This window comes from Corynebacterium sp. H113 (genome assembly GCF_037572315.1).
GTDB lineage: Bacteria > Actinomycetota > Actinomycetes > Mycobacteriales > Mycobacteriaceae > Corynebacterium.
Genome location: NZ_JBBHKZ010000002.1, coordinates 220523 through 241116, shown reverse-complemented (window position 1 = coordinate 241116; position 20594 = coordinate 220523). Strand labels below are relative to the sequence as shown.

The window sequence follows — 20594 nt, the reverse complement described above, 5'->3', positions numbered from 1 at the left end:
AACGTCACAACGACATTCAGCTACTTCCCCTCTACTTGCCAATTACTTGCCCACCGTCGGCACGCCCAGAGCAACCGTCGTTCGCAGCTCACCGGCGGCACCCTCTGGTACGACTGGCGAAACTGGCGGGATCGGATCCAGTCGTCGGTACTCTTCGCTTTGCGACGGTCGCTGCTCCGCGCCATCCTTGTTCGGCCACAGTGCGGTCGCACGCTCAGCGTTCGCAACGATGGACAAGGACGGATTCACACCTGGGTTCGCCGCCATCGCGGTGCCGTCGTGGATGGACAACGTCGGGTAACCCCAGACGCGCAAGTACGGGTCAACCACACCGGTTTCTGGAGAGTCCGAAATTGGTGCACCACCAATGAAGTGCGCTGTCAGTGGAATATTGAAGAGCTCACCGATGGTGCCGCCAGCAATGGTCAAACCGTTGTTGGCGTCATTCATCTTCTTGGCAGCTCGTCGAGTAGCTTCGTTTCCTGCCGGGATCCAGGATGGGTTAGGTTCGCCCTCACCCTGCTTGCTCAGCAGAACCTGCAGTGGCCCAATCGACTTCAGGTACGTCGAAATGGAGTTGTCGCGGTTCTGCATGACCAGCGAAATGACGGTGCGCTGCGACCACTTCCGCAGCCAGTACAGTCGAGGAATCCATGACGGATTACGTAGAGCGATGCCGATGGCTTTGAACAACCGTGGCGTTTTGCCATCGCCGTCAGTCATCACCATCTGCAGCAGCGCAATAGCGTTCGAGCCTTTGCCATAGCGAACCGGTTCAATGTGAGTGTCCTCGTCTGGGAAGAACGATGACGTAATCGCGACACCTTCCGAATAGTCATTGTCTGGATCAACCCGCGATCCCATTGCACCGAGAATCGCCTCGGAGTTTGTTCGGGTGAGTTTGCCCAGCTGCTCTGACATCAGTGGCAGGAACCCTGCAGCCTTCTGGCGATGCAGCAAATTTTGCGTTCCCCACGCACCGGCCGCGAGCACTACTCGGTCCGCCGTTAGCGTGCGCCGCTTCTTCGACACCCACGCACCAGTCTTTTCGACGACTACCTGCCACGAGCCATCAGCCTGTGGGTGCAACTCCGTCACTGTGGTCCGGTCGATAACCTTCGCACCTGCCTTTTCGGCAAGGTACAGGTAGTTCTTCATCAGGGTGTTCTTTGCATTATGACGACACCCCGTCATGCACTCGCCACATTCGATACATGCAGTGCGCTCGGGGCCGGCACCACCAAAATACGGGTCAGAGACAGTTTCGCCAGGCGCACCCTCGCCGCCGGTCTTGTTACCGAAGAAGACTCCCACTGGAGTGGTTCGGAACGTGTGTCCGACACCCATGTCTTCTGCGACAGAGCGCATCAAGGTATCGGCTGGAGTTTCCGACGGGTTCTTCACCACGCCGAGCATTCGCTGCGCTTGGTCATAGTGCGCGTCCAGCTCTTCTTCCCAGTCCGTAATGTGCGCCCACTGCCGATGCTGAAAGTACTTCGACTCCGGCTTGTACAACGTGTTCGCGTAATTCAGCGAACCACCGCCAACACCAGCGCCTGCGAGGATCATGACATCCTTCAACAGGTGTACTCGCTGCACACCAAATAGTCCCAGCTTCGGTGCCCACAAGTACTTATGCAGGCGCCAGCTCGTCTTTGCGAAGTCCTCATCTTCAAACCGACGGCCAGCTTCCACTACCCCAACTCGGTAGCCTTTTTCAGTGAGCCGTAGAGCTGACACCGATCCGCCGAAGCCAGATCCGACAATCAGCACGTCAAAATCGCGATTAGCCTTTTTCACCGCTGCCACCTTCCCCGCAGTCACATTTCACTCAACGTTAATGCGGAACTCCGACTTTCAGGGCGAATTTGCGCATCTTTCTATATCCACTCATGACAAAAGACACTTTTCGCCCGCACTTCCCCTTTGCACTTGACGACGCTGCGGGGAGGCGATCATCGTCAAACACAGGGATGAGTGGGTGAAAAGTGCCTTGTCGTAAGTAAAAAGCTGTAGGGAGCCTAGCCTCGAGTAGTCAGTTCGACACGCTGGAAGGACTTGACCGTGGTGTAGCCGCACTTAGCCATGGCGCGAGTCAGACCGCCGACCATGTTCAGCACACCGAAAGAATTGGAGGATGGTCCGAAGAGGAGCTCCTGAAGTGTTGGGGCTGTATCTTCGTCGTCAAAACCAGCAACGCTGCGCTCGTTGGTCACAGCACCTCGTGGGTACTTCGGGTGCGCCGCCGATGAAGGCCAGAACCAACCCTTACCAGGTGCTTCCTTCGCCGTAGCCAAGGTGGAACCGAGTGCGACTGCATCTGCGCCACAAGCAATGGCACGAACAATATCTCCGGCAGTTTCAATTTCGTCGCCACCATCAGCGATGATGTGGACGTAACGGCCACCGGTTTCGTCGAGGTAGTCGCGACGAGCAGCAGCAACGTCAGCGACAGCAGTAGCCAACCCCACATCGATGCCGTAAGCAGACTGCATGTTCGCAGGGCCTGCACCAACGATGACACCGGCTGCGCCAGTACGCATCAAGTGCAGTGCAGTGCTGTAGTCCAGCACGCCACCAACAATGACAGGCACATCAAGCTCAGAAATAAACGAACCCATGTTCAGCGCCTCACCGGAGCCTTCAACATAGTCAGCGCTAACCAGGGTGCCCTGGATAATAAGCAGCTCAACGCCAGCCTTGACCAACAGCGGAGTCAGTTCGCGTGCGCGCTGAGGGCTAACTCGAGCGGCAGTGGTCACGCCCGACTCGCGGATCTGGCCGATACGCTCTGCAAGCAATTCTGGGACGATTGGTGCCTTGTGCAGCTCCTGCAACGCCTTGTTCGCAGCTGGCGCTGGGTACTGTCCCTTAGCCAGTGCAGCTTCAGCAGCTTCCACAACTGAGGCGATTGCTTCTTCAGGCTCAGCATGGCGAGCCCACAGCCCCTCTGCATTCAATACGCCGAGGCCACCCTGCTTGCCGAACTCGATGACCGTTTCCGGCGACATGGTGGCGTCTGTTGGATGAGCTACCAATGGAAAATCGAACTCGTACGCATCGATCTTCCACGTCACGTCGACGTCCTTCGAGGAACGTGCGCGGCGAGCAGGAACGATGCCGATGTCAGCAAGCCCCCACGAACGACGAGCCTGCCGACCAGAACCAAATTCGATTACTTCACGCATTGTGTAACTGACTTCCTATCGCTGGTAGTAGTTCGGAGCTTCAACCGTCATCTGAATATCGTGAGGATGCGACTCACGCAGACCAGCTGCGGTGATCTGAACAAACTGAGCATTGTGCAGATCTTCAACGGTTGGCGATCCGGTGTAACCCATTGCGGCACGAAGTCCGCCGACAAGCTGGTGCAGAATCGAGTCGATGTTGCCGCGGAAAGGTACGCGACCTTCGATACCTTCTGGAACAAGCTTCTCTTCGCTACGCACGTCTGCCTGGAAGTAGCGGTCCTTCGAGTACGAACGCTTCTCGCCAGTAAGTCCACGACCCTGCATGGCACCAAGGGAGCCCATACCGCGGTACATCTTGTACTGCTTGCCGTTAACAACAACGGTCTCACCTGGAGCTTCTGCGGTACCAGCTAGCAGGGAGCCAAGCATGACGGATGATGCGCCAGCAGCCAATGCCTTGGCAATGTCACCGGAGAACTGCATGCCGCCGTCGGCGATGATTGGCACTCCGGCCTTCTTTGCAGGAACAGCAGCCTCCATGATGGCAGTGATCTGAGGAGCGCCGACACCAGCAACCACACGAGTGGTGCAAATGGAGCCTGGGCCGATGCCAACCTTGATAGCGTCAGCACCAGCGTCGATCATTGCCTGCGCGGCAGCACGTGTTGCGAGGTTACCGCCAACGATCTGTGCGCGATCGCCGAACTCCTTCTTCACGCGAGACACCATCTCAAGCACACCAGTGTTGTGAGCGTGCGCAGTATCAACGACAAGAACGTCTACACCGGCTTCTACAAGCGCAGTGGCGCGGTTCCATGAATCTTCGCCGGTGCCAATGCCAGCACCAACGAGCAGACGGCCGGAGCCATCCTTGGAAGCGTTAGGGAACTGATCCTTCTTAACGAAGTCTTTCACAGTGATCAGACCAGTGAGCTTGCCCTCGCCATCCACGATTGGCAGCTTCTCTACCTTGTGGGTGCGCAGCAAGTTCAGTGCAGCGTCAGCGGATACACCTTGCTCTGCGACAACAAGTGGCATTGGCGTCATAATCTCCGAAACCTTGCGGTTCGGATCAGCTTCGAAGCGCATGTCACGATTGGTGCAGATACCCACCAGTTTGCCGTCCTTATCGACGACAGGGAGGCCAGAAATGCGGAAACGCGCACACTTGGCATCAACGTCCGCGATCGTGTCCTCAGGAGAGCAGGTTACCGGGTTTGTAACCATGCCTGCCTCAGAGCGCTTCACGATCTCAACCTGCTGAGCCTGTTCCTCGATAGACAGGTTGCGGTGCAGAATGCCCATACCGCCCTGACGCGCCATGGCCACTGCCATACGTGCTTCGGTCACAGTGTCCATTGCCGCGGAGACGATTGGGGTGTTCAGTCGGATTTCGCGCGTCAGCTGGGTGGAGGTATCGACGCCGGATGGGATGACATCAGAGGCGTCTGGCAGCAGCAAGACGTCGTCGAAAGTAAGCCCGATGAGCGGGATTTTTCCTGCGTCGTCGCCGCCAAGGCTAATACCTGTTGGGTTCGTCATGAATGTGAAATCCTCCTGGTTCACGCCACTTCAAAAGCCGGATCTTTCCTCCAGAGTAATCCTAATCGGGCGATTCTATGTAGTTGCCCCCTCTGCGGACTACGGTAGGAGCTGTGAGTCGTGAAATTTGGTCGCAAATGCCTCGGGACCCATTTGAGAATGACCCGAACGATCCAGCAAGTTTGCTGGAGCCGGATGAGCCGTTTGAGCCACTATCAAACAAGGAACGCCAAGAGGTTCGCCAGGACCTCTCTGCGGTGCGCGAATTCCGCGCTGCCTTGGAGCCGGAAGGGCTCAGTGGCGTGTGCATGATGTGCGAAGACTGCAACGAAATGCACTACTACACCTGGGACGCCCTCGAAGGACACTATCTCATGTTGCTTGCTGGCCAAGCTTCGCCAGTGCACGAACCTGAGTTCAATCCGGATCCCAACAAGTACGCGCCATGGGAGTACTGCGCCGGCTTCGTTGATGGCCGTCGCTCGCGCCGATTCTTCTGATTTCGCTCCGTTACCGTTTCGCGCGACTGATTCAGCGCTACTGCTTCATGCAGTAGCGCTGAGCATCATTATGGCCGAGGCTCCGCACTTCCCGAGTCCGCTTCCGTTGACGGTTTCGGCGTCTCGGACTCCAAACTTGACGACGAGTTCTCGCTTGCAGGCTTCGTCACTGTTTCAGTCTGCACATACGTTGCAGTTTCTCTTTCGACAACAGTTTCCGTAATAATGACTGTCACCGGCTGGCCGGGGTTCTCGACTGTGCGTTCCTGGATAATGGTTTCGGTAGCGATGGTTCCTTCCGCTACATTTTCGGTAGATTCACGCAACCGTTCTTCCAAAAGGGAGCGTTCCGCGTCACCGACTTGGTTCATCAAGTCTTCGGCCTGAGAAAGTAGTTCCTCAGCGCGTTGGGTGTCTCCAGAGGATGACGCTGCATCGATCTCGTCCAACATCGAAGCCAATTCGACAGATGCCGTCTTTTCTCCGAATAGTGCAACGCGTACTCCCCACAGCGCACTATCCGGTTCGGCTGCTTGAATAGCGCCAAATCCACCGGCGAAAATAGCCATCGAAGCTGCTGCACCCAGGACAGCACTACTAATACGGGATGGTTTCCACCAGCTCGCTGGCCCCATTACAACAGTGTCGTCACTAGGCTCGGCGGTCTGTTTTAGACGTGGAGGCTCCGTCGCGGATACTCCCTCTTCCGCGTCAAGCTGCGCCATGATGTCGTCGATAGTCGAGTGATCAATGTTGAGATCGTTCAACTGACCTCGAGCATCGGTGAACAGCTCGGCAAGATGCGCATCAGTGCCGAATGCACCAGCGCCAGAAGCATCACTGTTGTTGTTGCTGATTTCGGTGAGAAATTGATCATCTGCTGCAATCTCCCGAAAATCTGGCATACGACCGGCGTCGCCAAACTCCCTGTCCAGCATTTGATCTTCTCCTCTTACTTACAGCGCAACATCGCCTGCGCTTCGATACTCACGAGAGCCTACAGCTGCTTGCTCAACCAAGCCGCGAAGACGGGTCAGCGCCCTGTGTTGAGCAACTCTGACTGCTCCAGGAGTCATCCCCAACCTGTCCGCCGTTTCCTCTGCTGACAGACCTTCGAAGACTCGAAGAACAATAATGTTGCGAGCTTTCTCACTGAGTCTATCGAGCAGAAGTCCAACTTCGTTACAAGAATCATGATCGAGGGTGATGCTCTCGGGCCCTTCGCCCTCAAAAGGACGATCAGGAAGATCCATCTCGGGCTGAGAGAGATCGCGCATATTCGCACGGTGTGCGTCTGCGACCTTATGCGAAGCTACTCCGTACACGAACGCCATGAATGGTCGACCATGATCCACATATCGAGGCAACGCCCGGGCCACTGCAAGCAGCACCTCCTGGGCGACATCTTCTGGAGAGACAGATCGCTCATTACCCATCCGAAGCCTGCAATAGCGAACAACTGCTGGATGGATTGCGGACAAAATTGCACGCAATGCCTTCCGGTCGCCACCAACCGCCTGAGCTACGAGATCTTGTAGCTCGACTTCGTTGATCATATGAGTTCCATCCTGTTTTCCAGAGTGCCTACGCATTGGATTGTCGCCCATTAGCTGCACATTCGCTCCACACTCAACTGTGCATTGAGAGAAACTGTTCTGTTCATTCCCTGTGTACTTGAAAGAATATCGAATACGTTGCGTTTCCAACACCTGTAGCATCGAAAAAGCGTACTTTTGCGGGGCATTTATGGCGTAACTCATACGAATTTCATGTAACACCTCAATTTCCAAGAAATCTGCAGCGCACAGTACCTAGCAGAATTGCCCACAAGTGAATGCGTAACACCATTTCTCATCCAGACATCAAGTTAGAGAATGGTCGCAGTGAATTGACACGGAACGAATTTTCCCCACCCAGACTCTCAACGCGATCGATAAAAAGACACTGCGTTCAGCCAGATCCACCTAAGATTCGAAGGCCGTTGAAGGCTTTTCTTAAAGTTCTCTGGGATTGCGTCCCGAATCTGCTTCTGCGTCGCTTCCAGTTAACCAATCGTTCACAGACACACTCCACACTGTCCTCGTGGTTGAGATGTGGCACGACATTCACCTGTCCTGCCAAGCCAGCCAATTTGTGCGCAGATGCATGATGCAGTCTTGTATTAGGAGTCTAAAAACCGATGACCTACATCGATCACCTTCCTGGCCCAAATGCCGACCTGTGGGATTGGCAGCTGCACGGCTCCTGCCGTGGCGAGGATTCAGCAGTGTTCTTCCACCCAGAAGGTGAACGTGGCCGTGCTCGCACCATGCGTGAACTCCGAGCAAAGGCCATCTGCCAAAACTGCCCAGTTTTGGAGCCATGCCGTGCGCACGCGTTGCAGGTTGGCGAGCCATACGGAATTTGGGGCGGAATGAGCGAGTCGGAGCGCGGCGAGATTCTGCGTAATCGTCCACGTCGTCGTCAGAAGGTTTTGGTTAAGTCCTAACTCCCCTGGTTCGCCATCACCACGCCACCCATCGTTGGCGGTGTTCACCCGGTATTGATTGAGAGCTTTAGGCCCTGCTCGGTGCGCAACTGAGCACAGGTGGTGTAAGAGCAACAAACCCGATGCCCTCTTGTACGAGGCATCGGGTTGTTTTGTGTCCGTCTGAGATAACACCCCAGAGTCGTCGTCACGCCGTCCTTAGTTCAACGTGACGAATGCACTAGTGGTTGTGTTCATCTTCGCCGTAGCCTTCTGGCTTATCGACGACCGACACTTCAGTGGTGAGCAGCATACGAGCAACGGAGGTTGCGTTTACCACTGCGGAGTGCGTGACCTTGACTGGGTCAATGACACCAGCTGCGATGAGGTCTTCGTACACATCGGTCGCAGCGTTGTAGCCATGACCATTCTCCATTTCAGAGATGTGGTGTACGACAACTGCGCCGTCGAGGCCGGCATTGTCAGCGATCCAGTATGCAGGACGCTTCAGTGCGTGTGAGACCGCACGAACACCGGTTGCTTCGTCGCCGACGAACTCGTTGGCGTAGGTCTCCAGCTGCTTCGCAATCTGAACCAGGACGGAACCGCCACCGGCGATAACGCCTTCCTGGACTGCCGCACGCGCTGCGTTGATTGCGTCCTCAACGCGGAGCTTGCGCTCGTTGACTTCAGTCTCGGTAGCTGCGCCAACCTTGATGACTGCGACACCACCAGAGAGCTTCGCCAAGCGCTCTTCCAGCTTCTCGCGATCCCACTCAGAGTCGGTGCGCTCAATCTCTGCACGAATCTGAGCACGGCGCTCTTCAACTGCCTCTGCGGTGCCAGCACCATCGACGATGACCGTTTCGTCCTTCGTCAAGGTGATGCGACGAGCAGATCCCAGTACCTCAAGTCCGACGTCCTTCAGCTGCATGCCGGTATCCGCCGTTACGACAGTACCGCCCGTAACAACTGCCAAGTCCTCAACGAACGCCTTACGACGATCGCCAAAGTAAGGGCTCTTGACTGCTGCGACCTTCAGGGTCTTGCGCATAGCGTTGATTACCAACGCAGACAACGCTTCGCCTTCGATGTCCTCAGCCATAATCAGAGTTGGCTTGTTCGTCTGAGCGATCTTTTCCAGCAGCGGCAGGAAGTCCGGCAGCGACGAGATCTTCTCGTTGACCAGAAGTACCTGAGCGTCTTCGAGAACAGCCTGCTGTGCATCGACGTCAGTAATGAAGTATGGCGACAGGTAGCCCTTGTTGAAGGAAATACCTTCAGTGACCAGGAGTTCGGTAGACATGGACTGCGATTCCTCTACGGAAACAACGCCGTCCTTACCAACCTTCTCCATTGCACCAGCAACCAGGTCGCCGATTTCGGTGTCACGCGAGGACACTGTGGCAACCTGTGCAATCGCTGCCGAGTCAGCAACTGGGGTGGCGTTAGCCTTCAGCAGCTCGACAGTCTTTTCTGCTGCAGCAGCAATGCCACGGTTGAGGGCAACTGGATTAGCACCTGCAGCAACGTTGCGGAGTCCTTCGTGAACGAGGGACTGCGCCAGCAGCGTTGCGGTGGTGGTGCCGTCACCAGCAATGTCGTTCGTCTTTACGGCAACCGACTTAACCAGCTGAGCGCCAAGGTCCTCGAAAGGATCCTCGACGTCAATGTCACGTGCAATGGTGACACCGTCGTTGGTGACCAATGGTCCGCCGAATGCTTTATCCAGGACAACGTTTCGCCCCTTAGGGCCGAGCGTGACCTTGACTGCGTCGGCGAGCGTGTCTACGCCACGCTTGAGGCCTTCGCGTGCCTCTTCGTTAAATGCAATGAGCTTTGGCATATACGTCCGCCTCGCGTTTTACTTTTCGATTACAGCCAGGATGTCGCGCTGGGAAAGCAGCAGGAACTCTTCGCCCTGGTACTTCAGCTCGGTTCCGCCGTACTTGGAGAAGATGACAACGTCACCCTCCTTGACGTCCATTGGAATGCGATCGTCGTCGTCAGCCCAGCGACCTGGACCGACTGCAACTACAGTTGCTTCCTGTGGCTTTTCCTTTGCAGAGTCTGGGATAACCAGACCGGAAGCAGTGGTGGTCTCTGCTTCGTTGATCTGAACGAGAACGCGGTCCTCGAGCGGCTTAATGTTGACGTTAGCCACGATGAATTCCTCCATACATGCCAGTGATGTTCTTGTGCCGGTTGGATTTCCTGCACAGCCGTCGTCGCGGGTGAACAACTGTGTGTCAAACAACCTGCTTTAGCACTCTACCCACATGAGTGCTAACACTCAACATAAACGAGTGACAAGCATCTCTTTCCTAGGGCTTCCTGCGACAATGCCAAGGTGAATGACACTGTTTCATGGCGCATATACGTCGTTAAGCACAGAGAGTGCTGGCACGCAGCACCCGCATGCTAACAAGGATCAGAGAGATCCCCATTGCTGTTCAACGTACGTCCGTTCCCACCCCAGGTGGACTTAGCTGCGCACATCGCGTCACGGTCGCTACCGAAATGGAAGTACACCGGATAGATCATGGTTCCATTAATTTCTTTACGGAACGACGAGCACTCCCCTGGATAGCTGTACACCAGGTCGCTGTCCTTGCTGAGTTCCTTTGAAAGATTGGCTTTGGCATTCGCATCGTCAAATACTGACGCGGTAATAAGGACATAACTGCCATCGCATGCCTGGCTTTCCGCTGAGCGAGTTCCGAATTCAGTATCGACTGATGTGATCAGTCCCGTCGACGACGGTGCCTGCGTTGAGTCCTCGCACAGTGGGATGTCACCGCGCATCCCTGACGGCATTCCATCGCTGTCGACTCGGTATTCATCGAAACATGGGAAACCGGACATCGTTTCGCCATCTGGCTGGTACGAAGCCCAGTCACCGTCTTCCCACTTCAGGCGGACGATGTGGTCAGATCGAGCCTTCCCTACTTCCGCCCATTCCCCGTCGCAATACATCACAACGATGTTGTTGGGAATCCACCGGGAAAAGTTGCCTTCTGCGCACCTTTCGCCCTTGTTTCCCGCTGCGTCGCCTCCGGTCTTGCTGGCCGAAGTCTTTGTCGATGTCTCCGTCGTAGTTGTTGACGTCTCGTCCGCTGCCTTCGGCGCCACTGGCTTACTTGACGACGTCGTCGTCCCACCAACAGCGAAATCCGAACGGACATCGACTGGTTCGTCCTTCATGAAGTACAGCGCGGCTGCGATTCCGAATAGTGCAACTGCCAGTAAGGAAATGATGACGACGAGTAGCTTCTTTGCCCCTGATCCGTGCTGCGAAGAATCGGAACCTGGAGGTGGCTGTACACCATATGGTGATTGACCAGTGGCGGGTTGATCCGCGGGCTGCCGCCAAGGATTCTGGTCAGGCTGTTGTCCTTCTGGAACGCCCCAACGACTGTTACTCACTATGCAGGCTCCTGAACGATTGGTTCTTCAACTGGCATCGACGGATCTGTTGGACAACCATAACCGGACGGCTGTGCCCCTGCAGCGATGAGATAACTGGCAATGGCACCGATCATGACACCGTTGTCAGTGCATAACCGGGCCGGTGGCACATGAAGAGTAATCCCAGCTGAGGCACATCGAGCTGCAGCAAGCTCACGTAACCGAGAGTTTGCTGCCACCCCGCCACCGAGTAGTAGTGTTGTCGCACCAACGTCCTGTGCTGCACGAACAGCCTTCTTCGTCAACACATCGCACACTGCTTCTTGGAAAGATGCGCACACATCCGGGATATCGATGGTTTCGCCTTCACGCTCAGCCTTTTCCACATACCGCGCGACAGCAGTTTTCAGCCCAGAGAACGAAAAATCATGGCGTGCATCTTGCTGACGCATCATGCCACGAGGAAACTGAATCGCCTTCTTGTCGCCAGTCTTCGCCAGCTTGTCAATGATTGGACCGCCCGGATACCCCAGCCCCAACAGTCGCGATACCTTGTCGTAGGCCTCGCCAGCAGCATCGTCCAACGTCGATCCCAACTCGACCATGGGTTGGCCAACCCCGCGTACGTGCAGCAACTGAGTGTGCCCACCCGACACAAGTAGAGCAATCGCGTTTTCCAGTTCCGCCCCGTCGACAGCGCCAATGGCAACGTGCCCGCCCAAGTGATTCACACCGTAAAAAGGCACTCCCCATGCCGCTGCATATGCCTTCGCGCCTGCGGAACCGACGAGCAAAGCTCCTGCGAGTCCCGGTCCGACCGTGGCAGCGACTGCATCAGGAATGAATTTCTCTGACTCCGGAATATTGAGTTCCTGCGCGGCCCGTCGTAAAGCTTCGGACACCACAGGCTGCAACGCTTCCAGATGCGCACGAGAAGCAATTTCCGGCACCACTCCACCGAAGCGCGCGTGCTCTTCCATGGAGGACGCGACCACATCGGCGAGGGTTTCCACGAGTGGGCGTGACGACGACCCATCCTCGTGAGACTCCAACTCCGGATCCCAGGTCACACGCATGATGGCAGCACCAGTTTCATCGCATGAACTTTCAATGGAAAGCAGAGTACGAACGTGCGCCGATGATGACGAGACAGCAGGGACTACGGATTCAACCATGAACCTGATAGTACTAGCGCCGGTCACAGCGCTAGTACGCAGCTTTTAAATCTCCAGACGACCCAAGTTCTTAACGGCGCCACGCCACAGAGCGAACTCCTCTGGGTAATCATCCTGGTAGTGGCGAACAGCACGCATACCGTTCTTGACGCGCTCGATTTCCTCGTCGGAAATGTCTTCGCCTTCTGCGTCTACGAAAATGACTGGACCACAGATAGCGGTGGTTGGGTCCTGGAAGAAGGCAGAGTTTCCGGTAGCCGCCTCATTGCGCCCAAGAGAAGCGACTGGGTTTGGCTCAGCACCATTGTCCTTCGCAGCCGAGTTGTACAGGGCAGCGTAGGTCGAACCATCTTCCTGGAAAGCGACCGAAACACGGCCATCTACGACACCACCGAGAAACTGAGCGGCATGATCCAATTCAAAATCAATCTTGTGATGGGTCAAATCTGGGTAGACGAGAAAGCCGGTAGTCATATCAGTGGTGCCTTTCTGGCGAACCTGCGATGCAGGTTGAAACAGGAATTATGCCCTTAACTCCTATCGCACATCCGACCCCCTCGCATCTTGACCATTTAGGCATCCCTAAGAAACTGGACTTACGGCTTTGGAACATTCCGCAGATTTGCCCGTGCCATTTCCACCATGTTGCCTACCCCGCCTCCGAAGACTGTACGGGTCGCTGCCCGGGAGAATCCCATCAGCATTTCCCATGTGATATTCGACGGAATAGACAGTGCATTCGGATCCGTCACAATGTCGATGAGCACAGGTCCATCAAAAGCGAGTGCCCCGGCAAGCTGCTCCCTCGCCATTGCAGGATCCTCAATACGCACATGATGGATACCCACTGCCGCTGCGATGTCTGCGAAATTGACGTGTTCATGATCAGTCTCATGATCCGGCATTCCCTGCACCAGCATCTCCAGCTTGACCATGCCTAACGACGAGTTGTTAAACACCACGGTCTTTACAGGGAGACCATGGAGCTTCACTGTAAGTAGCTCGCCCATCAGCATCGACAGTCCGCCATCGCCCGAGAAACTGATGACCTGTCGCTCTCGATCCGCCGCCTGTGCGCCAATAGCCTGAGGCAACGCATTGGCCATCGTGCCGTGGCGGAAAGAACCCAACTGCTCTCGCTTGCCATTGGGAGTGACGTAACGCGCTGCCCACACATTGCACATACCAGTATCGACTGTGAATACGGCATCGTCAGCAGCGAGTTCGTCGATAATGTCTGCGACATACTCCGGGTGGATCGGTGTCATCTTCTCGACGTTGCTGGTGTACGCCTCAACCACGTGGTCCAGAAGCTTCGCGTGCTGTTTCAACTGCTTATCCAGGAACGAGCGGTTGGTCTTTTCCTCGATGAGTGGCAAGAGTGCCTCGATGGTCGCACCGACATCACCAACTACGGGGTATTTCACAGTCGTTCGACGGCCGATGGCAGCCCCATTGATATCAACCTGCGCGACATTGGTTTCGGGCAGGAAGTCGTTGTACGGAAAGTCAGTGCCAAGGAGAATCAGCAAGTCCGCATCATTCGAGGCATCGTGGCACGCACCATAGCCGAGCAGCCCGGACATTCCTACGTCGTAAGGATTGTCGTATTGGATATACATTTTTCCACCCAACGCATGGCCAATTGGAGACTTAATCTTCTCGGCCAACTGCAGCACCTCTGTGCGTGCGTTTCGAACTCCAGCACCACAAAACAACGTGACAGACTTTGCCTGATTGATAGCTTCCGCGAGCGCCGCTACCTCTGCAGAATCCGGAACCAGCGTTGGCCGACCGGAGGCAATAGCCGAGGTCACAAATGAATCGTCGACAACGTCTTGCGTTGAAATATCACCCGGCAGAACCAGCACTGACACCCCGTTGCCGGCCATCGTTGACTGAATCGCGTGATGCAGCACAGGACCGCCCTGCTCGGCAGAATTCACCATCTCGCAATAGCCGGAGCACTCTGCGAATATCTGCTCCGGGTGCGTTTCCTGAAAGTATGACGAACCAATCTGCCTTGACGGAATATGGCTGGCGATGGCAAGGACTTTTGCGCCGTTGCGGTGAGCGTCGTAAAGCCCCTGGATCAAATGTGTATTGCCTGGACCGCACGATGCAGCGCAGACCGCCAACTTTCCCGTGAGCTCCGACTCGGCTCCGGCTGCAAATGCTGCGGCTTCTTCATTGCGGACGTGAATCCACTCAATGTCAGACTGTCGCACGGCATCGACAATGGGATTCAAGCTGTCTCCCACAAGTCCGAAAATTCGCTGTACGCCTTGCCGTTCGAGAGTTTCTACGAGTTGCTGTGCGTATGTCTTTGCCATGCGATGAAGCTCCTTTCCGTTGAAAGGTCATCCGCAGGTAGCACTGAGTCGGCAGGGTCTCCACACAAGTGTCTGCGGTTAACCTGCCCCCAATTGTTCTCGGCTGTTGCCATGTCCGCAACGGGAGACGATAGATTCCCAACGAACTCCTACCTGGTTCTCAGGCAGTGTCCGCCGTGCCCGAGTCAGCCGCAGGTCGGCACATCGTATACGCGTCGGCCCCAGTCTGTGGGTAATAGCGCTTGCGAAGGCCCATCATCTCGAAGCCATACGCCTTGTACATCTCGATCGCCGGTTCATTGTCCGTACGAACTTCCAGGAACACCGCTCCGGGATTGCTGTCAACGGCTCCCATCAGCGCATCCATGATCTTTCGCGCAAGACCACGACGTCGAAAAGCTGGGTCCACCCCAATGGTATGAATCTCATACTCAGGCGTATCGACGGGCCCCAGCTGGGTGACTCCCCCATAGGCCAGCATGCGTTCACCAGCATCCGAGCGGGAAATGATCCCCAGATACAGATTGTTCGGAGCGGAAAGCTCAGCCACAAAAGCCGATTCCGGCCATGGGTCGTCGCCCGCAAAAAGCTCAGCTTCCAAAGCAGCGCACGCGGGGGCTGCGCCCGGTGCGAGCCGACCAAGCGTTGCCCTCGCCAGGATGTCGTCGACTGAATTCATGAGTTGTTCGCACCTGCCACGTATTGCACTGTCAGCTACAAAGCAGACAGGTCGATATCTGGGATTGCCGCAGACTTAGGCTTTGGCTTTGGTGGCGTTGCGTCAGGACGTCGCAAGTACATGGGCACAAGCGCCTCTGGAGTCGCCGACAAATCCGCCGCCGCAACCAGTCCGGCTGGAGTTGGGTATTGCGCGTGCACAGAGATCATGCCCGACGATTCCTGTCCGCCCGGCGCTCCCGCAGCCACTTCCGCACAATGCTTTTCGCTGCCAATCACTGCCCCGACTACGCCGTCTGGCACCGCTGCGGTCACTTTCGCGAGCACCTCCGCAGCCTTCGCGACGTCTGGACCCCACACACGATCGGTATCTCGATACGCTGCTGCATACACTTCGCGACGACGCGCGTCAGTCACAGCCAACCGCAGTCCAGGGGCATCTGCGACTTCGTCATCGCTGGCACCAGCCAGATCGTGTGACCGAACTACAGCATCCAAACTGCAGACACCGTGACAAGGAATATCCAGAGCCGCAGCAAAAGATGCTGCTGTTGCCATGCCTACTCGCAAGCCAGTAAATGGCCCCGGCCCCACTCCGACTACAACGGCATCGAGATCTGCTGAGGTCAACCCGGCGGTCTGAAGACACTCCAAGAGCAGTGGCGTGAGTACCTCGTTGTGAGCACGCGCATCCACATGCCCTTCAAACGCCAGCGTTTCGTACGCATCGTCTGCGTACTTCACCACGCCTGCGGTGACCTGTGGTGTTGACGTATCGACAGCTAAAACCAGCATGAAAGCAACGTTACCCTGTGACGATTCGTCGCCAAGAAATGGCGCGGGAATCGTCCTCCGCGCTGCGATCGATGCTCACCAGAAGGTACGAATCCGCGAGCTGTTCCGCGAGCCCCGCTCCCCATTCCGCGACGACAACACAACTTTCCAAATCGGTGTCCAGGTCCAACGAATCCAGCGCATCAAGCGCGCTCATTGAACTTTCCGACGACTCCGACGGACCTTCTTCACCGAACAAACGGTACGCATCGACGTGAATAAGTGGACACCCAGAAATGCTGCCTGGAAGCGGACGATGTTCACGAGCGATAGTGAATGTTGGCGACGTAACTCGACCACGCACCTGCATACCCCGGGCGATACCTTGGGTCAGCGTTGTCTTGCCAGCACCGAGCGGGCCGTCAAGGATGACCAAATCACCCGCTCGCAGAGTCTTGCCTAGTTGCTCACCGAAGTCGCGCATATCCTCGGCCGTTGGCGCTTGATGTGCGCCTGATTCCGGAAAAGAATCTTCCGCTACGACTGAGTCAGAAGTCATTGGTGTCCTCCCACAAATCCGTGAAGCCGAGTAGGCTCGCTATGCCCACTGCCCGCGGTAGCTCCGAACCGTGCGCCCCTTCGGAGCAGTCAGAATCTCATAGTTAATAGTGCCAGCAGCCTCTGCGAGTTCATCTGCGGTGGGTTCATTGTCGAAAGTGGCGCTATCTCCGCCACCAACGATGACAGCTGTGTCGCCGGCGGTCACACCTGAAGCTGGGCCCAGCTCGATGACAAACTGATCCATGCACACGCGACCGACTTGCTTGTATCGCTTTCCGTTAATTGCCACCTCGAACTTGCCCGACGTTGCGCGCGGCATCCCATCCGCGTAGCCACACGGAATGACGGCAATAGTGGAATCGCGCTCCGCGGTCCACAGCTGCCCGTACGACACTGATTCTCCAGCAGGAATGTCCTTGACCAGCAGCACCTTAGCTTCCCAGCGCATCACTGGCTTCAAACCATGATCCTGACCTGGAATAGGCTCCAGACCATACACAGCAAGGCCAGGACGAACCATGTCGAAAGCCAGATCTGGACGAGTCAGTGCCGCCGGTGAATTCGCAGCGTGATTAACCTGCTTTGGCACGCCGGCATCGGCGAGCATCTCCTGACTCTGCCGGAACCGATCTGCCTGCATGTCGATGCTTGGGTGATCCGGTTCATCAGCACACGCAAAATGAGTAAACACTCCCGTGATCATGATTTCGCGACGACGGTGCATCTCTACCAATGCAGGCAGAAACTTTTCAAAGTCACCGTTGGCCATCGAAATGCCAGAGCGATTCAAACCGGTATCCACCATCAAGGTGACCTTCGGGCAGATATTTACCGCCAACCCCGCATCGGCCGCAGCCTTCGCATGAGCCAATGACGGAATACCAAGCTGGATCCTCGAGGCAACAGCAGCTTCCACTTCGAGGGATTCATCAGGGTGCCACAACCACGCCAAAATCGGCACCTCACGAGGAACCAATGCCATCGCTAGTTCTCTGTCATTTTCGGCGGTGGCGACCTGGTTATCGTCGCGAAGTTCGAGTGAATCACGGAGGTCAAGAGCCTCCTGCAACGTGGCAACGCCCAACTGCGTTGCCCCACCACCAAGAGCCGCGCGGGCAACTTTGTTGGCGCCCTGTGCATAGCCATCTGCCTTCACGACCGCCATCAGCTGAGACACCCCAGCTGCTTCCTTGATCACGCGAACGTTATGAGCCACCGCATCGGTATCAACGATCTGAGAAAGCAAATGGGTTGTAGGTGTACTGCTCGAAGCCATGGGTTCATTCTGCCACTTGCCCACCCGATGCCGTTGAAACACCCGGAAACTAGTTGTAACTCACTATTTACCCAGCCCACCTTCGCTAGACGAAGAGGATAATCGGAGGTATGAACGCTGCAATCACCGTCCGGAACTTAGTAAAGACATTCGGCAGTGGTCGACATACCACCGTTGCCGTCGATGACCTGGATCTATCAGTCCGTGAGGGCACTGTTCATGGCTTTTTGGGGCCGAACGGGGCAGGTAAATCCACAACGATTCGCGCAATTCTCGGCATGTTGCGACCAGACAGTGGCACCATCGATGTGCTGGGCCACGATCCTGTGAGCGATCCAGCCTCAGCAACACGGCGAGTAGCGTACGTCCCCGGTGACGTTGCCCTATGGCCTCAGCTCACAGGCATGGAAGCAATTGACACGTTGGCAAGACTCCGCGACCGCCACGGTGGTGACGATCCCGCCCGGCGCGCTGAGCTCATTGAACGCTTCCGCCTCGACCCTACAAAGAAGGTCCGTTCCTACTCCAAGGGAAATCGGCAAAAAGTCATGTTGGTCGCCGCTCTTGCCGCCGACGCCGATGTTCTTATCCTCGATGAACCGACATCCGGACTTGACCCACTCATGGAACGCGAATTCGCCGACTGCATCCGCGAACGGGTATCCACTGGTACTTCCGTATTGCTGTCCAGCCATATTCTCAGCGAAGTTCAAGGTCTCGCCGACGACATCACCATCATCCGTGATGGTCGCCTCGTCGAATCAGGTCCACTTCGCGAACTAGCCCACTTGCGTGGCTCCAAGGTCACCGCCACCCTCCGTGATGGGACGCTTTACGACGAGTTCGTCGACAAGCAGGACGTCCCAGAGACGTTGCAACGGCTGTTAGATGACGGCGCAATGGACCTCACCGTCGCAGATGCTGGACTCGGAGACATTTTCATGGCGCACTACGCCGGTACCGACCATGTGACTGAAGCAGTGGAGGGTTAAGTCATGGGCTCCCTCCTCCGCTTGTTCGTGCGCACTAGGCGCAGCTTCCTTTTGATCTGGTTGCTGTCGCTCATCGGCATGATGGCCATGATTCCGGGTGCGTACAAAGGCGCGTATCCGAATATCGAAGACATTGAGTCTCTGCTTCGCGATATGACATCAAACCCCAGCATGAACGCTTTCTACGGAAGCGTCCCCGATCCCATTTCTTTCGGAGCGCTTTCGCAATGGGAAATGGGTCAGTGGTTGCTCATCCTTGGTGGTGTGATGTCCGTGATGCTTGCAGTACGACTCACCCGCGCCAGCGAAGAAGATGGCACCGCAGAGTTGATTGCTGCATCAGGCTTCCACCGACTACAGCCACTCGCTGCAGCGACGATTGTGCTCCTCGGCACCTGCCTCACATTGGGAGCCGGTGTCGCCGCAGTGATGATGATCAATGGAGCCTTTATCGACGGCATCTCCATCAAGGGATCCATAGTTCTAGGAATCGTCACCGCACTTTCGACGTCCACTTTCGGCGCCATTGCCCTGGTGTTTTCGCAATTCAATGATTCTGCCCGCACCGCCCGCAGCTTGTCTCTCGGCGTTATGGCCCTCTCGTACCTCGTCCGAGCATGGGCTGATGTGCGCTTCATCCCGTGGCTCCGCTGGTTCAGCCCCTTCGGCTGGCGTGATGTGATGGGGCCCTACTCCACCAACCGCTTCTGGCCCGCCGGGTTCTTGTTCATTGCACTCGTTGCGCTGCTTGCGTTGGCATTTGTTTTTGCTTCACGACGAGACCTCGGTGCCTCCGCTGTCACCTTTACTGGCGTAAGTCGTCGGGAAGCTCATTCGGTATCGCGCGACCGGGGGTTCGGCCCTATCGGGCTTCGTTTCCGGCTGGAGCGCGCCACCCTGCTGTGGTGGGGAATTTCCATCGTTGTGTTCAACGGTCTTTTGCTAGCGATGACCGGCGAAATGGTCGGCATGTTGGACTCATCACCGGCGACGAAGGAACTGATCAGCAAAATGATCGGTGCCGATGTGCTCGACAACATGATGGCGTTCATGTTCCTCGACATGATGGGAATGTGGCTTGGCATTCTATTGGCATGCGCGGCTGTGCAGGTGACCATGTCCGTTCACAGTTCCGAAGCAAGCGGAATCCTGGCCCATGAATTGGCTGCAGGATCAACCAGGAAAAAGCCATTTCTTATCAGTTGGGCAATCGGTTTTCTTGGCATTTCCCTGGCAACAGTCATAGCGGGTGCCGTTGGCGCATACACTTCCACGTTGGATGTGCCAGGAATCGGCGATGAAGCCTTCTGGGCTATTGTTGGCCTGCTCCCAGCAATTTTCGCCCTGTCAGCATTCGCGTTGTTTGCTATTGCAGTGGTCCCAAAGATGGCTTGGCTAGCCTGGATCCCCGTGGCCTACTCGGGCTTTATCTCCTTCTTCGGCGGGCTCTTCGAGCTTCCGAACTGGATGCTGGAGACTTCCGCATTCGCACATAACCCGCAAGTACTCTTTGACACGAACACGTCAGGCAAAGCGGCCAACGCCCATGAAGCGGGCATCGAAGCACTTCACGGCGCGGCAGCTGGTGCTACGTGGGACCTCACCGGAACCCTCGTGTTAGTTGCGATTGGTGTTGTCTGTATCGCTGTATCAATGGCTTTCGTCGGCAAGCGAGACGTACTCGCTGGCTAGAAGCC

The 20594-nt window shown here is 56.2% G+C and carries 19 protein-coding genes; 4 read left to right on the top strand and 15 right to left on the bottom strand.

Annotated elements, in window-relative coordinates; genetic code table 11:
• Nucleotides 1-42: 42 nt before the first annotated feature.
• From WG938_RS02350 to guaB, 3 genes are all read right to left on the bottom strand, one after another.
• Complete coding sequence (locus WG938_RS02350) at nucleotides 43-1824, bottom strand: GMC family oxidoreductase (protein ID WP_339977145.1); 1782 nt, start codon at nucleotides 1822-1824, stop codon at nucleotides 43-45.
• Nucleotides 1825-2021: 197 nt separating this feature from the next.
• The gene (locus WG938_RS02345) at nucleotides 2022-3188 is read right to left on the bottom strand and encodes a GuaB3 family IMP dehydrogenase-related protein (protein ID WP_339977143.1); all 1167 of its coding nucleotides are present in this window, start codon (nucleotides 3186-3188) and stop codon (nucleotides 2022-2024) included.
• Nucleotides 3189-3203: 15 nt separating this feature from the next.
• On the bottom strand, nucleotides 3204-4733 hold the full coding sequence (guaB, locus tag WG938_RS02340; RefSeq protein ID WP_339977141.1) for an IMP dehydrogenase: 1530 nt from the start codon (nucleotides 4731-4733) through the stop codon (nucleotides 3204-3206).
• A gap of 137 nt (nucleotides 4734-4870) precedes the next feature.
• Here guaB and WG938_RS02335 point away from each other — a divergent pair, with 137 nt between their 5' ends.
• Nucleotides 4871-5233: a DUF5319 domain-containing protein gene (locus WG938_RS02335; RefSeq protein ID WP_339978744.1), complete on the top strand. Its 363-nt coding sequence runs from the start codon at nucleotides 4871-4873 to the stop codon at nucleotides 5231-5233.
• 68 nt (nucleotides 5234-5301) lie between these two features.
• On the opposite strand, the gene WG938_RS02330 is transcribed toward WG938_RS02335, so the two are convergent.
• Together WG938_RS02330 and WG938_RS02325 are read right to left on the bottom strand one after the other, a co-directional pair.
• Nucleotides 5302-6171, bottom strand: coding sequence for a hypothetical protein (locus WG938_RS02330; RefSeq protein WP_339977139.1), 870 nt, complete (start codon nucleotides 6169-6171; stop codon nucleotides 5302-5304).
• Nucleotides 6172-6189: 18 nt separating this feature from the next.
• Entirely contained in the window at nucleotides 6190-6789 is a 600-nt protein-coding gene (locus tag WG938_RS02325) for a sigma-70 family RNA polymerase sigma factor (protein WP_339977137.1), read from the bottom strand.
• 623 nt (nucleotides 6790-7412) lie between these two features.
• On the opposite strand from WG938_RS02325, the gene WG938_RS02320 reads away from it, so the two are divergent.
• A complete protein-coding gene (locus tag WG938_RS02320; RefSeq protein WP_339977135.1) occupies nucleotides 7413-7721 on the top strand; it encodes a WhiB family transcriptional regulator in 309 nt (102 codons plus the stop codon).
• Nucleotides 7722-7941: 220 nt separating this feature from the next.
• On the opposite strand, the gene groL is transcribed toward WG938_RS02320, so the two are convergent.
• The 10 genes from groL to alr all read right to left on the bottom strand — a co-directional run bounded on the left by groL (nucleotide 7942) and on the right by alr (nucleotide 17905).
• A complete protein-coding gene (gene groL, locus WG938_RS02315) occupies nucleotides 7942-9546 on the bottom strand; it encodes a chaperonin GroEL (RefSeq protein WP_339977133.1) in 1605 nt (534 codons plus the stop codon).
• Between the two features lie 18 nt (nucleotides 9547-9564).
• Nucleotides 9565-9864, bottom strand: a complete 300-nt coding sequence (groES, locus tag WG938_RS02310; protein WP_339977131.1) for a co-chaperone GroES — start codon at nucleotides 9862-9864, stop codon at nucleotides 9565-9567.
• Between the two features lie 257 nt (nucleotides 9865-10121).
• A complete protein-coding gene (locus WG938_RS02305; protein ID WP_339977129.1) occupies nucleotides 10122-11126 on the bottom strand; it encodes a hypothetical protein in 1005 nt (334 codons plus the stop codon).
• Nucleotides 11126-12283: a tRNA (adenosine(37)-N6)-threonylcarbamoyltransferase complex transferase subunit TsaD gene (gene tsaD, locus WG938_RS02300; RefSeq protein ID WP_339977127.1), complete on the bottom strand. Its 1158-nt coding sequence runs from the start codon at nucleotides 12281-12283 to the stop codon at nucleotides 11126-11128. Before tsaD ends, WG938_RS02305 begins: the two co-directional genes overlap by 1 nt.
• A gap of 45 nt (nucleotides 12284-12328) precedes the next feature.
• Nucleotides 12329-12757 (bottom strand): hypothetical protein, encoded by a 429-nt coding sequence (locus tag WG938_RS02295; RefSeq protein WP_339977125.1) that lies wholly within the window; start codon nucleotides 12755-12757, stop codon nucleotides 12329-12331.
• A gap of 122 nt (nucleotides 12758-12879) precedes the next feature.
• A complete protein-coding gene (locus WG938_RS02290) occupies nucleotides 12880-14616 on the bottom strand; it encodes a pyruvate dehydrogenase (protein ID WP_339977123.1) in 1737 nt (578 codons plus the stop codon).
• 160 nt (nucleotides 14617-14776) lie between these two features.
• The gene (gene rimI, locus WG938_RS02285; RefSeq protein ID WP_339977121.1) at nucleotides 14777-15295 is read right to left on the bottom strand and encodes a ribosomal protein S18-alanine N-acetyltransferase; all 519 of its coding nucleotides are present in this window, start codon (nucleotides 15293-15295) and stop codon (nucleotides 14777-14779) included.
• A 35-nt stretch (nucleotides 15296-15330) separates the two neighbouring features.
• Nucleotides 15331-16089 (bottom strand): tRNA (adenosine(37)-N6)-threonylcarbamoyltransferase complex dimerization subunit type 1 TsaB, encoded by a 759-nt coding sequence (gene tsaB / locus WG938_RS02280; RefSeq protein ID WP_339977119.1) that lies wholly within the window; start codon nucleotides 16087-16089, stop codon nucleotides 15331-15333.
• 10 nt (nucleotides 16090-16099) lie between these two features.
• The gene (gene tsaE, locus WG938_RS02275) at nucleotides 16100-16627 is read right to left on the bottom strand and encodes a tRNA (adenosine(37)-N6)-threonylcarbamoyltransferase complex ATPase subunit type 1 TsaE (RefSeq protein WP_445292876.1); all 528 of its coding nucleotides are present in this window, start codon (nucleotides 16625-16627) and stop codon (nucleotides 16100-16102) included.
• 39 nt (nucleotides 16628-16666) lie between these two features.
• Nucleotides 16667-17905, bottom strand: a complete 1239-nt coding sequence (gene alr, locus WG938_RS02270) for an alanine racemase (protein ID WP_339977117.1) — start codon at nucleotides 17903-17905, stop codon at nucleotides 16667-16669.
• Nucleotides 17906-18015: 110 nt separating this feature from the next.
• Between alr and WG938_RS02265 the strand changes: the two genes are divergently transcribed.
• Complete coding sequence (locus WG938_RS02265) at nucleotides 18016-18897, top strand: ABC transporter ATP-binding protein (protein WP_339977116.1); 882 nt, start codon at nucleotides 18016-18018, stop codon at nucleotides 18895-18897.
• A 3-nt stretch (nucleotides 18898-18900) separates the two neighbouring features.
• Nucleotides 18901-20589, top strand: a complete 1689-nt coding sequence (locus WG938_RS02260; RefSeq protein ID WP_339977114.1) for an ABC transporter permease — start codon at nucleotides 18901-18903, stop codon at nucleotides 20587-20589.
• The last annotated feature ends 5 nt before the right edge of the window (nucleotides 20590-20594 follow it).

Excerpts from the sequence above, each read along its gene's own strand:
- groL (WP_339977133.1), bottom strand. The coding sequence starts at position 9,546 with ATGCCAAAGCTCATTGCATTTAACGAAGAGGCACGCGAAGGCCTCAAG.
- WG938_RS02260 (WP_339977114.1), top strand. The coding sequence starts at position 18,901 with ATGGGCTCCCTCCTCCGCTTGTTCGTGCGCACTAGGCGCAGCTTCCTT.
- WG938_RS02345 (WP_339977143.1), bottom strand. The coding sequence starts at position 3,188 with ATGCGTGAAGTAATCGAATTTGGTTCTGGTCGGCAGGCTCGTCGTTCG.
- WG938_RS02265 (WP_339977116.1), top strand. The coding sequence starts at position 18,016 with ATGAACGCTGCAATCACCGTCCGGAACTTAGTAAAGACATTCGGCAGT.
- WG938_RS02295 (WP_339977125.1), bottom strand. The coding sequence starts at position 12,757 with ATGACTACCGGCTTTCTCGTCTACCCAGATTTGACCCATCACAAGATT.
- alr (WP_339977117.1), bottom strand. The coding sequence starts at position 17,905 with ATGGCTTCGAGCAGTACACCTACAACCCATTTGCTTTCTCAGATCGTT.
- WG938_RS02335 (WP_339978744.1), top strand. The coding sequence starts at position 4,871 with ATGCCTCGGGACCCATTTGAGAATGACCCGAACGATCCAGCAAGTTTG.
- rimI (WP_339977121.1), bottom strand. The coding sequence starts at position 15,295 with ATGAATTCAGTCGACGACATCCTGGCGAGGGCAACGCTTGGTCGGCTC.
- WG938_RS02320 (WP_339977135.1), top strand. The coding sequence starts at position 7,413 with ATGACCTACATCGATCACCTTCCTGGCCCAAATGCCGACCTGTGGGAT.
- WG938_RS02325 (WP_339977137.1), bottom strand. The coding sequence starts at position 6,789 with ATGATCAACGAAGTCGAGCTACAAGATCTCGTAGCTCAGGCGGTTGGT.
- tsaE (WP_445292876.1), bottom strand. The coding sequence starts at position 16,627 with ATGACTTCTGACTCAGTCGTAGCGGAAGATTCTTTTCCGGAATCAGGC.
- WG938_RS02290 (WP_339977123.1), bottom strand. The coding sequence starts at position 14,616 with ATGGCAAAGACATACGCACAGCAACTCGTAGAAACTCTCGAACGGCAA.
- guaB (WP_339977141.1), bottom strand. The coding sequence starts at position 4,733 with ATGACGAACCCAACAGGTATTAGCCTTGGCGGCGACGACGCAGGAAAA.
- WG938_RS02330 (WP_339977139.1), bottom strand. The coding sequence starts at position 6,171 with ATGCTGGACAGGGAGTTTGGCGACGCCGGTCGTATGCCAGATTTTCGG.
- tsaD (WP_339977127.1), bottom strand. The coding sequence starts at position 12,283 with ATGGTTGAATCCGTAGTCCCTGCTGTCTCGTCATCATCGGCGCACGTT.
- tsaB (WP_339977119.1), bottom strand. The coding sequence starts at position 16,089 with ATGCTGGTTTTAGCTGTCGATACGTCAACACCACAGGTCACCGCAGGC.